The following is an 11,998-nucleotide window of genomic DNA, read 5'->3' on the forward strand; positions in this document are numbered from 1 at the left end:
AACTGAAATCGGCGGGGCTCCGACGTGACGCACCTCACGCTCCGAGTGGAATTGACAGGCGGCCCGCCACGTTAGTTGAGTGAGAAAGACTCAAGTCCGAGAGAAAGGCTTCGGAATGCCGGCATTCTTCGGGCCTGGTGGCCCTGGGCGTATCGACATCACCCGCTACCTGAGCCGTGGCACCCAGGAACTCATGGCCGCCGCGGCCCGATTCGCCGCCGAACGCGGTGACACGGACCTCGACGCGCTCCACGTCCTGCACGTGATGGCGGAGCAGGACCCGGTCCGGTCGGTCATGACCCGCGCCGGAGCCGATCCCGCCGAGGTCCTGGCTGCGGTGGAGCAGCGACTCCCGCAGGAACAGGGCCGCAGCGCGGTCACCGCACCCGCCCTCACCGGCGCGATCAAGACGGTGCTGCTCGAGGCGCACCAGCTCACCCGTGCCCTCGGCGCGACCTACATCGAACCGCAGCATCTGTTCGTGGCTCTCGCCGCCGACCAGGAGCACGGGGTCGGGGGCCTGCTCGTCTCGGCCGGGATCACCGCGCAGTCGCTCCAGGCCGCGCTGCAACCCGGTGCGGCGACCGAGGCGACGCAGGAGCAGTCCGCCACCCCCACCCTGGACAAGTTCGGTGTCGACCTGACCGAGCGGGCCCGCGGCGGCGGCATCGACCCCGTCATCGGCCGTGCCGACGAAATCGAGCAGACCGTCGAGATCCTCTCCCGCCGCACCAAGAACAACCCGGTGCTGGTCGGCGAGGCCGGGGTCGGCAAGACCGCGATCGTCGAGGGCCTCGCCCAGCGCGTCGTCGACGGCGACGTCCCGGACAGCCTGCGCGGCAAGCGGATCGTGCAGCTCGACCTGACCGGCATGGTCGCCGGTACGCGGTACCGCGGCGACTTCGAGGAGCGGCTGACCAAGGTGCTCGACGAGATCACCGCGCACTCGGACGAGCTGATCGTCTTCGTCGACGAAATCCACACCGTCGTCGGCGCGGGCGGCGGCAACGAGGGCGCGATGGATGCCGGAAACATCCTCAAGCCCAAGCTCGCCCGCGGGGAACTGCACATCGTCGGCGCCACCACGCTCGACGAGTACCGCAAGCACATCGAGAAGGATCCGGCGCTCGAGCGGCGCTTCCAGCCCGTCACCGTCGGCGAACCCGGCCACGACGACGCGGTCGCGATCCTGCGCGGCCTCCGGGACCGGTACGCCGAACACCACGGCGTGCGATACACCGACGACGCGCTCGACGCCGCCGTCGACCTGTCGGTGCGGTACCTGCCGGACCGGCACCTGCCGGACAAGGCGATCGACCTGATCGACCAGGCCGGTGCCCGGCTGCGGCTGCGCAGCCCGCGCGTCGACGAGACGGCGCTGCGCGAGCAGCTGTCCCGGCTCGAAGCCGACAAGGACCGTGCCGTCGCCGAGGAACGCTACGAGCAGGCCTCGCGACTGCGCGACCAGATCACCGAGGTGCAGGCCCGTCTCGACGCCGGGGCGCCCGCCGACACCGAGGTGCCCGAGGTGACCGCCGAACTGATCGCCGAGGTCGTCTCCCGCGCCACCGGCATCCCCGCGACGCGGATGACCCAGGCCGAGAAGGAGCGGCTGCGCGGCCTCGAGGACGAACTGCACCGGCGGGTCGTCGGGCAGGACGAAGCCGTCCGGGCCGTGGCCCGGGCCGTGCGACGCAGCCGCGCCGGCATGAGCGACCCGCACCGGCCGGTCGGCAGCTTCCTGTTCCTCGGACCCACCGGCGTGGGCAAGACCGAGCTGGCGAAGGCGCTGGCGGAGGTGCTGTTCGGCGACGAACGCAAGATGCTGCGGGTGGACATGAGCGAGTTCGGCGAGCGGCACACCGTCAGCCGTCTCGTGGGAGCGCCCCCCGGCTACGTCGGCTACGGCGAAGCCGGCCAGCTCACCGAGCAGGTGCGGCGCAACCCCTACTCGGTGGTGCTGCTCGACGAGATCGAGAAGGCGCACCCGGACGTGTTCAACACCCTGCTGCAGGTGCTCGACGACGGCCGGCTCACCGACGGTCAGGGACGCACGGTCGACTTCACCAACACGGTGGTGATCATGACCAGCAACCTCGGCTCGGACATCATCTCGAGCCGCGGCGGGGCGCTGGGCTTCAGCACCGGCGATGCCGAGGCGGCGGAGAAGCCGCTGCGGGACCGGGTGATGGGCCGGCTGCGCGAGTCGATGCGGCCCGAGTTCCTCAACCGCATCGACGAGATCGTGATCTTCCGCAAGCTCGACACCGAGCAGCTGCACCGGATCACCGATCTGCTGCTGAACGACAGCCGCAAGCGTCTGCAGGCCAAGGGCATCGAGGTCGAGTTCACCGAGGCCGCCGTCGACTGGATCGCCGAGCACGGGCATCAGCCCGAGTTCGGGGCGCGGCCGCTGCGCCGGTCCATCCAGCGCGCGGTGGACGACCGCATCGCCGATCTGCTGCTCGACGACGTGCTCGTCGAGGGCGGTCAGATCCGCGTCGACGTGGCCGACGACGAGCTCGAGCTCTCGGTGGGCTAGACACCGGCACGCGAAGCGCGGGCGGTGACCGGCATCCGGTCACCGCCCGTCCGCGTCTGCGGCCACGTCAGCCGGCCTGCGTCATCCGGCGAATCGCGTTCAGGGGCAAACGGATCCATTGGGGACGGTGACGGGCCTCGTACACGACCTCGTACACGGCCTTGTCCAGCTCGTACGCGCGCAGCAGCGCGGCGAACTCGCGCGGATCCACGCCGGACTCGCTCGCGTAACCGTCACAGAACGCCGCGGAGTTGCGCTGTGCCCATTCCTGCGCCCGGAACTCGCGCTGCGCGGCAGCGGCCTCCGACGTCGCATCGTGCAGGGAGTGGTGGGCCGCGTAGTCGAACGAGCGGAGCATCCCCGCGACGTCGCGCAGGGCGCTGTCCGGTTCCCGACGTTCGTCGAGGGACTTGGCGGGCTCGCCCTCGAAATCGATGAGCAGCCAGTGCTCGGGGGTGCGCAGCACCTGCCCGAGGTGCAGGTCCCCGTGGATCCGCTGGACCGTCGTCGTGCCGGTGGCCGCAGCCTCCGCGAACCGCGCCCGCACCCCCGGGGCGATCTCCGCCAGTTCGGGTACGACGGCGCCGGCGGCATCCAGGCGGCGCAGCATCCCGTCGACGATGTCGCCCACGGCTCGCTGGGACGTCCCGAGGGACTGCGCCAGCAGCGCGTGCACCTCGGCCACCGCGGCGCCCATCCGCTGCGATTCCCCGGCGAAATCCGTGCCCACCTCGTCCGCCCGCAGGTCCGCCTCGAGCAGCAGGTCCCGCACACTGCCCAGCGCCATCGACCAGCCGTCGGCGGAGTTGGCGGCGAAGTCCTGCACCATCGCCAGGGTCGTGCGCACCCCACCGATCTCGGCGTCGATCCACGCGCGCACCGGGGCCACCGACCGGCAGCCCGCCGCCCCGAGCGCGAGATGCAGCTCCACATCCGGGTTGACCCCCGGAGTGATCCGGCGGAACAGCTTGAGCAGCAACTGCTCGCCGAGCACGACGGAGGTGTTGGACTGCTCGGCGCTGAGCGCCCGTCCCCGCAGACCCTCCTCGATGACCGTGCCGGGCACGGTGTGCAACTCGACCGGGCCGTACACCTGCCCGGTGGCGATCGAGTGCGCGTACAGGTCGATGATCTCCTGATCGCGCAGGCCGTCGTAGGCGTGGGTGCGATCGTCGCCGCTGCCGTCGGGCCGCGGCAGCGCCCAGGGTGCCAGCTCGTCGGGCAGGTGGAGGCGGTAGCCGAGGGGCACCTGATAGATCTGCTCGTCGCCGGACTCGAACTCGACGGTCACCAGCAGGTGGTCCGCCCCGAATGCGGGAGTGTCGGTGAGGTGTTCCCGCAGCTTGATGCGTACGGCGGCGACGGTCCGGCCCTTGGCGGCGAACCAGCGCTGGTGGGGGAGCCACTCGGCCAGCAGGGCCTCGAGCTCCGCGTCGGAATAATGCTGCACGTGTGGCTCCGTCATGGCTGTACCGCCGCCTCGGCCTCGCTGCTCACCGGATGTTCGCCGACGCCTTCCTTCGTCGGATCCGGTTGCAGCGCAAACCAGTAGAAGCCGTGACCGGGCAGGGTGACCATGTACCCCTCCTCCGTGATCGGTGGGAACGGGACGGAACCGGTGAGCTCCACCGGAATCCACCCCGCGAACCGCGACAGGTCCAGGATGACGGCCTGCGGATACCGGGACAGATTGTTCACGCACAGGATGACGTCGCTGTAGTTGCGGTCCGGTCCGAGCGGCATCTCCCGCAGGTAGGACAGGACGGCCGGGTTGGCGCTGCCGAGTTCGGTGAACGCGGCCTTGCCGAACGCCGGATGTTGCTTGCGGACCTGGATCATCCGCCGCGTCCAGTGCAGCAGGGTGTTCGTCGAGTTCATCTGCCGCTCGACGTTCACGGACTGGTAACCGTAGGTCGGATCCATGATCGTCGGCAGGTACAACCGCGCGGGATCCGCTCGCGAGAAGCCCGCGTTGCGGTCCGGGGTCCACTGCATCGGCGTGCGCACCGCGTCGCGGTCACCGAGCCAGATGTTGTCGCCCATCCCGATCTCGTCGCCGTAGTAGAGCACCGGCGACCCGGGCAGGCTCAACAGCAGCGCCGTGAACAGTTCGAGCTGGTTGCGGTCGTTCTCGAGCAGCGGCGCCAGCCGGCGGCGGATACCGATGTTCGCCCGCATCCGCGGGTCGGTCACGTACTCGGCGTACATGTAGTCACGTTCTTCGTCCGTGACCATCTCGAGGGTCAGCTCGTCGTGGTTGCGCAGGAAGATGCCCCACTGCGCACTGCTCGGGATCGGCGGTGTCTGGGCGAGGATCTCGGAGATCGGGAACCGGTTCTGGCGACGCACCGCCATGAAGATGCGCGGCATGAGCGGGAAGTGGAAGGCCATGTGGCACTCGTCGCCGACCTCCGGTTCGCCGAAGTACTCCACCACGTCGCTGGGCCACTGGTTCGCCTCGGCGAGCAGCACGCGGCCCGGGTACTCCGCGTCGATCACCGCGCGGCACTTCTTCAGGAACGCGTGCGTCTCGGGCAGGTTCTCGCAGTTGGTGCCTTCGCGTTCGAACAGGTAGGGCACCGCATCGAGCCGGAACCCGTCGATACCCAGGTCGAGCCAGAAGCGCAGGACGTCGATCATCGCGTCCTGCACCTCGGGATTGTCGTAGTTCAGGTCCGGCTGATGCGAGAAGAAGCGGTGCCAGTAGTACTGCTTGCGCACCGGATCCCATGTCCAGTTCGACGATTCGGTGTCGACGAAGATGATGCGCGCATCCGGGTAACGCTCGTCGGTGTCGGACCACACGTAGAAGTCGCCGTACGGGCCCTCCGGGTCGGTCCTCGACTCCTGGAACCACGCGTGCGTGTCCGACGTGTGGTTCATGACCAGATCGGTGATGACCCGGATGCCGCGCTTGTGCGCCTCGTCGAGAAACAGGACGAAGTCGTCGACCGTGCCGAACTCCGGCAGCACCGCCCGGAAGTCCCGGATGTCGTACCCGCCGTCGCGCAGGGGGGAGTCGTAGAACGGGGGCAGCCAGATGCAGTCGGCGCCCAGCCAGGCGATGTAGTCGAGCTTCTCGGTCAGCCCGCGCAGATCACCCGTCCCGTCGTGGTTCGAGTCGTTGAACGCGCGCACCAGGACCTCGTAGAACACCGCGGTCTTGAACCAGTCCGGATCCACCGCGAGATTTCTGGCATGGGAGAAGTCCTCGGACTGGGCCTCGACCAGGTGTCCGTCGGCGGTGTGTTCCGGTCCTGTCCCCCGAGCGTTCTCGTCGGGTGGATTCGCTCCGGGCGGGCTGACGCCCAGGGATGGGGCGGCAGTTCCGCCGTCCAGGTCTGGCATGGCACCTCCGTGCTCGTCGCTTCGCGGGACAGACTCTCCAAGGGTGCCCCGGTTCGCGCGTTTCCACACCCGAAGCGGCCGACTATCGACCGTGGTCGTGGTGTTGCGTTCCGTCCGGATTCCGGCTGCGCACCGATGTCGGAACCCGGACCTGATCGGCGTGCCGAAGGGGGTGCGTGCCCGCCCCCCGTGCGCGGTTTCGGTAGCCCCCGCTACCGAAACCGCGCACGGGGGGCGCCGTGGCGCGGGGGAGGGCGGCCTGTTACGGTGGTCCGCATGCAGCGCGCATATTTCTGGTTTAGCAGGCCGGCCCGGGGTGGGTCGGTCGGCGTAACCGCGCGCTGACTTCTTCCACCTACGAGCCGGACACGGACCGGCTCGCTGGAATCACCGAAGGTTCAGCCAGGGTCGGCCCGGGAACAGGAACCGAACCCCGATGACCACCAGCACCTCCATCTCCACCGCGAATCTCGACGAACAGCGGACCGTGCGGATCAGCCCGCTCGTCGCTCCGGCCGTCGTCCGCGGCGAACACGCCCCCGACGAGGTCGCCGCCGCGACCGTGCGCTCGGGCCGCGCCGACACCGTGGCGATCCTCGACGGCACCGACGACCGCCTGCTCGTCGTGGTCGGGCCGTGCTCGGTGCACGATCCCGCCGCCGCGATGGACTACGCGCGACGTCTCGCCGCGAAGGCCGACGAGCTGCGTGACGACCTGCACGTGGTGATGCGGGTGTACTTCGAGAAGCCGCGCACCACCCTCGGGTGGAAGGGCCTGCTCAACGACCCGCATCTCGACGGCACCTACGACATCAACACCGGACTGCGCATCGGCCGCAAACTGCTGCTCGACGTCTCCGGCCTCGGTCTGCCCGTGGGGTGCGAGTTCCTCGATCCGATCCTGCCGCAGTACTACGCGGACCTGGTGACCTACGGCGCGATCGGTGCCCGCACCGCGGCCAGCCAGGTGCACCGGCAGCTGTGCAGCGCGCTGTCCATGCCGGTGGGCATCAAGAACTCCACCGAGGGTGACGTGCAGGTGGCCGTCGACGGCACCCGCGCCGCCGCCGCGAGTCACGTGTTCCCCGGCACCGACCTCGACGGCCAGGCCGCCCTCATCGAGACCGTCGGCAACCCGGACTGCCACGTCATCCTGCGTGGCGGCTCCGCGGGCCCGAACTACGATGCCGAGACCGTCGCGGACACGATGGCCCGCCTGCGCAAGGCCGGTCTGCCCGAACGCGTCGTGATCGACGCCAGCCACGGCAACAGCAGCAAGGACCACGAAAAGCAGGTCGACGTCGTCACCGACATCGCCGAGCGGCTCGAGGCCGGCGAGCAGGGCATCGCCGGAGTCATGCTGGAGAGCTTCCTCGAGGCCGGCCGGCAGGACCTCACGCTCGGCCGGGCGGACGAGCTCGAGTACGGCAAGTCCATCACCGATGCGTGCCTCGACTGGGCGACCACCTCCGCCCAGCTCGATCGGCTGGCCGACGCCGTGCGCCGCCGTCGCTCCTGAGGGTGCGGGAACCGTGTCGGGGTGTCCCGCCACGGTTCCTGCCTTCGGCGTTCCGAGGCACGCGGACGGTCGCGGTAGCGTCGGAGGCATGCATCAGCACACGCTGTCGGTGGTCGTGCCGGCGTACAACGAGGAACAGTACATCGGTCAGTGTCTTGCGGCCCTGCTGGAGCAGGAGGCGGATATCCACGAAATCGCGGTGGTGGACAACAACTCGACGGACAGGACGGGCGAGATCGTCGATGCGATTGCCGAGCGGTCTCCGATCGTCCGCCGGATCTTCGAGCCCCGCCCAGGTGTCGCATTCGCTCGAAATGCCGGGTTCGACTGGGCGACAGGAGATCTTCTCGGCAGGTCGATGCCGACACGCGGGTCCGTCCCGGATGGGCCCACACGATCCTCGACTTCTTCGCGCGTGCAGACACCGCGAGCGTCGGAGCCGTCAGTGGACTCAGCAACTCCTACGACTCGCCGTATCGGGAGCTCAAGCGCCGGTATATCGAGCAGCGCGTGCGCAAGGGGTTCTTCGGCGGTGAGCGCCGAATCGACAATCTGCACGGTGCCAACATGGCCGTGCGCCGGTCGGCGTGGCAGCGCGTCCGCGACGCGGTCAGCACGGATGCCGGGATCCACGAAGACCTCGACCTGGCCTTGTGCCTGCGTGAGGCCGACATCGAGATCGCCCAGCTCTCCGACTTGTTCGTCGACATCTCCCCCCGGCGTGCGCTGACGCCGCCGCGGGAGTACACCAAGTACATCCGCTCCGGAACCGCCACGTTCGAACTGCACGGCCGGATGAATCCGGTGCTTCGCCGGATTCTGAGGGCGCACTGGGCGTTCCACGTGCTCGTGTATCTAGCCTATCGGCCCTACGATCCGGAGCAGGGCCGATTCACGCTCACCCGGCTGCTGCGCACACCGCGTGCCCGCACGCTGCCGATCGACGTGGCGGACACCGTCCGCGTATGAGTCCTGCGATGCGGGGGTCCGCCCGACTCGTCCCGGGCGCACCCCCGCATCCGTTCGTGTCAGCGCAGCGGCGTGAAGTCGCGGCTGCCGAGGTAGTCGGGGCGCGGCTTCGGTGCCGAGAACGGCTCGCCGAGCGTGTTCTCGACGCTGTTGAACACCACGAACAGGTTCGACCGGGGGAACGGGGTGATGTTGCCGTTCGAGCCGTGCATGCAGTTCGAGTCGAACACCGTCGCGGAACCGGCCGAGCCGGTGAACGTGGCGATGCCGTGCTCGGCGGCCATCGAGGTCAGCGTGTCCTCGTCGGGTGAACCCGTGGGCGGGACGTGCGTGACCAGCGACTGCTGGTAGTAGTCGTCGGGCGTCGTGCCGGCGCACGAGACGAAGGTCCGGTGCGAACCGGGCATGATCATCAAACCGCCGTTGTAACCGTAGTTCTCGGTCAGCGCGACCGAGATGCTCAGCGCCCGCGGCCGCGGCATGCCGTCCTCGGCGTGCCAGGTCTCGAAGTCCGAGTGCCAGTAGAACGGTCCGCCGCGGAATCCCGGCTTGACGTTCAGCCTCGACTGGTGGATGTAGACCTCCGAGCCGAGGAGCTGGCGGGCGATCCCGGCGATCTCCGGTCGCCGGATGATCTCGCCGACGGTGTCGGAGAGGCGGTGCACGTCGAACACGGAGCGCACGTCCCCGCTGCCGGCCTCCCGCACGACCCGATTGTCGTCGGCCAGCTCCCGGCCCAGACGTGCTGTCTCGTCGAGCAGATTTCCGACGTCGTGCGCCGGCAGGAGCGCGTCCACGGTGTGGAACCCGCGCCGGTCGTACTCGGCGACGGCCGACGCGTCCAGCGGCCCCGCGGCTGATCCCCACACCACCGGATCCGGCCGGGACACGCTCACGCACTTCGTGCGGTTCCGGGTCGGGTAGGCGTCGATGACGGCCGTCTGCATTGTTGCGAATCACCCTCTCGAAGTCGATGACGGTTCTCCTCGACGCTCTCACTCACCGTCGGCGGATGCAACCCGTCGCGGAGATCCGCAGCACGAACATGCGCACTCGCGCATGCGGCGGGAGTAGGGTCGCCCCTGGCTGCCGCCGCACAACAGGATGAGGGGACCATGACCGGGACGATGCGCGCCGCGCGCTTTCATGCCGACACCGGAACCAATGTGCTGGAAGATGTTCCGATTCCGTCGCCGGGCCCCGGCGAGGTGCTCGTGAAGGTGGCGTTCTGCGGGATCTGCCACTCGGATCTGAGCCTGCTGGACGGTACGTTCCCGGCCCTGCTGCCCGTGGTCACCCAGGGGCACGAAGCCGCCGGGACCATCGCCGCCGTCGGGGACGGCGTGACGGGCTGGGCGGTCGGGGACCGCGTCGTCCCCGCCGCGGGCCGACCGTGCCTGCAGTGCCGCTTCTGCCGGCGGGGCGACCTGACCAACTGCCCGAACATCCAGCTGATGGCGTTCGCGTACGACGGGGCGTGGGCCGAGTACACCGTCGCCCAGGCGGGCGGTCTCACCCGTGTGCCCGACAACGTCCCGCTCGAGCAGGCGGCGATTCTCGCCGACGCGGTGTCGACCCCGTTCGGTGCGGTCGTGCGCACCGGCCAGGTCGCGGTGGGCGAGGCCGTCGGCGTGTGGGGAGTCGGCGGGGTGGGCACCCACATCGTGCAGCTCGCCCGGCTGGTCGGCGCCGTGCCGATCCTCGCGTTCGACATCAACCCCGCGGTGCGGGAGCGGGCCCTCGAACTCGGCGCCGACCACGTGTTCGATTCCCGCGACCCGGACCTGGTCCGGAAGGTCGCCGAGGCGACGGGCGGGAAGATGCTCGACGTGGCCTTCGACTCTGCGGGCCTGAAGGTCACCTTCGACCAGGCCCTGCAGTGCGTCATGACGGGTGGCCGCGTGGTGGTGGTGGGGCTGAGCGGGCAGGAGGCCTCCCTCGGCCCCACGGCCACGTTCGGCCTGTCGCGCAAGCACGTCATGGGCCACCTCGGGTACAAGAACGTCGACATCGAGACGCTCGCGGCACTCGTCTCCCGCGGGCGCCTGGACATCTCCCGCTCCGTCAGCGAGATCGTCCCGCTCGAGAACATCGCCGAGGGCATCGCGAAGCTGCGCGACCACGTCGGGGATCCGATCCGGATCCTTGTACAGCCCTGACGTGTCGGGGTGCCGTCGTACCGTCACCGCATGGGTTACGGATTCCAGGTGACGGTCGATTCGAGCAGCCCGCACACGCTGGCGAAATGGTGGGCGGCGGCGCTGGGCTGGCGGGTGGAGCCGAGCAACGAGGACTTCATCCGCGGCCTGGTCGCGGCCGGGCACGCCCGGGAGGAGGACACCGAGATCTTCGAGGGCGTCCTCGTGTGGAAGGCGGGCGCCGCGATCTCCGATCCCGAGGTGCCCGCGCGTCCGCGCGTGCTGTTCCAGCTGGTGCCCGAAGGCAAGACGGTGAAGAACCGGCTGCACTTCGACATCCGGGCGGGGGAGGACCGCGAGGCGCTGGCCGGCCGGCTCGCCGAGGCGGGCGCGACCGTCCTGCACCGGGGCCGGCAGGGGCCGAACGAGTGGATCACGATGTCCGATCCGGAGGGCAACGAGTTCTGCGTCGCGTGAACCGGCGACCTACCGGTACGCGCGGGGGGTCTTGCCCGTCCATCGCTTGAAGGCGCGCCGGAACGCACTCGGCTCGGAGAAGCCGAGCCGGGCCGACAGGGCGTCCACCGCCTCGCCGCGGCGCAACCCGGCGATCGCCGTATCGCGCAGCACCTCCTCGCGCAACTGCCCGAGCGAGGTGCCCTCCTGCCTGAGCAGACGCCGCAGATGCGGGGCGCTCACCGACAGCATCTCCGCGACGTCCTCGGCGGTCGCCGTGCGACCCTCGATGCCCGACTCGAGGATCCGCCGCACCTGCGACGCGGCGGTGGAGTCGTAGTCGCGTTCCGACATCATCAGATTCGGTGATTCGCGCAGATAGTCCTCGAGGGTCTCCTCGGTCTGGACGATGGGCGACCGCAGGGCCGCGTTGTCGATCTCGAGCACCGCGCCGGCGGCCTCGAAGGTGACCGGCACCCCGAAGATCGCGTCGTAGTTCTTCGCCAGCACCGGATCCGGCTCGCCGTAGGGGACCGAGACCGACGCCAGCCGTACCCGGCCCCCGACGAGCCAGGCCGCGAAGCGGTGCAGCAGGATGAGCAGGAAGTCGATGATGACGCGGGTCCTGTCGTCGTACGACTCCAGCACCACCTCGAGCCGGGTCGTCCGCGGCCCCGGGGTGAGCCGTAGCCGCGGCAGCGTCGGCAGCACCTGGTTGACCTGGATCATCCGCTCGAGGGCCTGCGCGAGGTCCCGGCAGTGGATCAGCGTCAGGCACACCACCCGGAACGTGCCGCGGGGTACCGGTCCCGGTCCGAGCCCGAACAGTTCGTCACCGGTGAGTTCCCAGGTCTTCTGGGTGAACCGGGTGACCTGTTCGGGGGTCAGGCGCGCGTGCGGGTGGGCGAGCACCGCGCGGCTGATCCGTGCCGCGTCCAGGGCCGGGGCCAGATCCACCCCGTTCGCCTCGGCCAGTACCACCGAGCGGCGCACGAAGTCGGAGGGAATGGTGGCGGGGGCGGTCAT

The 11,998-nt window shown here is 69.6% G+C and carries 8 protein-coding genes and 1 pseudogene; 5 read left to right on the forward strand and 4 right to left on the reverse strand.

From position 1 onward, the window contains the following. Nucleotides 1-115 precede the first annotated feature (115 nt). Nucleotides 116-2,542, forward strand: coding sequence for an ATP-dependent Clp protease ATP-binding subunit (locus tag RR3_RS06395; protein WP_026137798.1), 2,427 nt, complete (start codon nt 116-118; stop codon nt 2,540-2,542). Between the two features lie 67 nt (nt 2,543-2,609). Here RR3_RS06395 and RR3_RS06400 read toward each other — a convergent pair whose 3' ends face one another. After that, nucleotides 2,610-4,007 carry a maltokinase N-terminal cap-like domain-containing protein gene (locus RR3_RS06400; protein WP_029539994.1) on the reverse strand — a complete coding sequence of 466 codons (1,398 nt, stop codon included), beginning with the start codon at nt 4,005-4,007 and terminating at the stop codon, nt 2,610-2,612. After that, nucleotides 4,004-5,725 (reverse strand): maltose alpha-D-glucosyltransferase, encoded by a 1,722-nt coding sequence (gene treS / locus RR3_RS06405; RefSeq protein ID WP_010593946.1) that lies wholly within the window; start codon nt 5,723-5,725, stop codon nt 4,004-4,006. Before treS ends, RR3_RS06400 begins: the two co-directional genes overlap by 4 nt. Before the next feature lie 601 nt (nt 5,726-6,326). Between treS and RR3_RS06410 the strand changes: the two genes are divergently transcribed. Both RR3_RS06410 and RR3_RS06415 read left to right on the forward strand, forming a co-directional pair. Then, entirely contained in the window at nt 6,327-7,409 is a 1,083-nt protein-coding gene (locus tag RR3_RS06410) for a 3-deoxy-7-phosphoheptulonate synthase (RefSeq protein WP_010593947.1), read from the forward strand. Nucleotides 7,410-7,497: 88 nt separating this feature from the next. Then, nucleotides 7,498-8,378: pseudogene (locus tag RR3_RS06415) on the forward strand (glycosyltransferase family 2 protein). Between the two features lie 59 nt (nt 8,379-8,437). Here the strand turns inward: RR3_RS06415 and thpD are convergent. Then, on the reverse strand, nt 8,438-9,325 hold the full coding sequence (gene thpD / locus RR3_RS06420; RefSeq protein ID WP_059174883.1) for an ectoine hydroxylase: 888 nt from the start codon (nt 9,323-9,325) through the stop codon (nt 8,438-8,440). Between the two features lie 168 nt (nt 9,326-9,493). Between thpD and RR3_RS06425 the strand changes: the two genes are divergently transcribed. Beyond that, nucleotides 9,494-10,537: a zinc-binding dehydrogenase gene (locus RR3_RS06425; RefSeq protein WP_017682134.1), complete on the forward strand. Its 1,044-nt coding sequence runs from the start codon at nt 9,494-9,496 to the stop codon at nt 10,535-10,537. Between the two features lie 30 nt (nt 10,538-10,567). Continuing rightward, nucleotides 10,568-10,993: a VOC family protein gene (locus RR3_RS06430; protein WP_029539995.1), complete on the forward strand. Its 426-nt coding sequence runs from the start codon at nt 10,568-10,570 to the stop codon at nt 10,991-10,993. Nucleotides 10,994-11,002: 9 nt separating this feature from the next. On the opposite strand, the gene RR3_RS06435 is transcribed toward RR3_RS06430, so the two are convergent. Further along, nucleotides 11,003-11,998, reverse strand: a complete 996-nt coding sequence (locus RR3_RS06435; protein WP_017682136.1) for an AraC family transcriptional regulator — start codon at nt 11,996-11,998, stop codon at nt 11,003-11,005.

It is taken from the genome of Rhodococcus ruber NBRC 15591 (assembly GCF_001894945.1).
Taxonomy (GTDB): Bacteria; Actinomycetota; Actinomycetes; order Mycobacteriales; family Mycobacteriaceae; genus Rhodococcus; species Rhodococcus ruber.

Coding starts and splice junctions, on each gene's coding strand:
- RR3_RS06425 (WP_017682134.1), top strand. CDS start 9,494: ATGACCGGGACGATGCGCGCCGCGCGCTTTCATGCCGACACCGGAACC.
- RR3_RS06400 (WP_029539994.1), bottom strand. CDS start 4,007: ATGACGGAGCCACACGTGCAGCATTATTCCGACGCGGAGCTCGAGGCC.
- RR3_RS06410 (WP_010593947.1), top strand. CDS start 6,327: ATGACCACCAGCACCTCCATCTCCACCGCGAATCTCGACGAACAGCGG.
- thpD (WP_059174883.1), bottom strand. CDS start 9,325: ATGCAGACGGCCGTCATCGACGCCTACCCGACCCGGAACCGCACGAAG.
- RR3_RS06435 (WP_017682136.1), bottom strand. CDS start 11,998: ATGACCGCCCCCGCCACCATTCCCTCCGACTTCGTGCGCCGCTCGGTG.
- RR3_RS06395 (WP_026137798.1), top strand. CDS start 116: ATGCCGGCATTCTTCGGGCCTGGTGGCCCTGGGCGTATCGACATCACC.
- RR3_RS06430 (WP_029539995.1), top strand. CDS start 10,568: ATGGGTTACGGATTCCAGGTGACGGTCGATTCGAGCAGCCCGCACACG.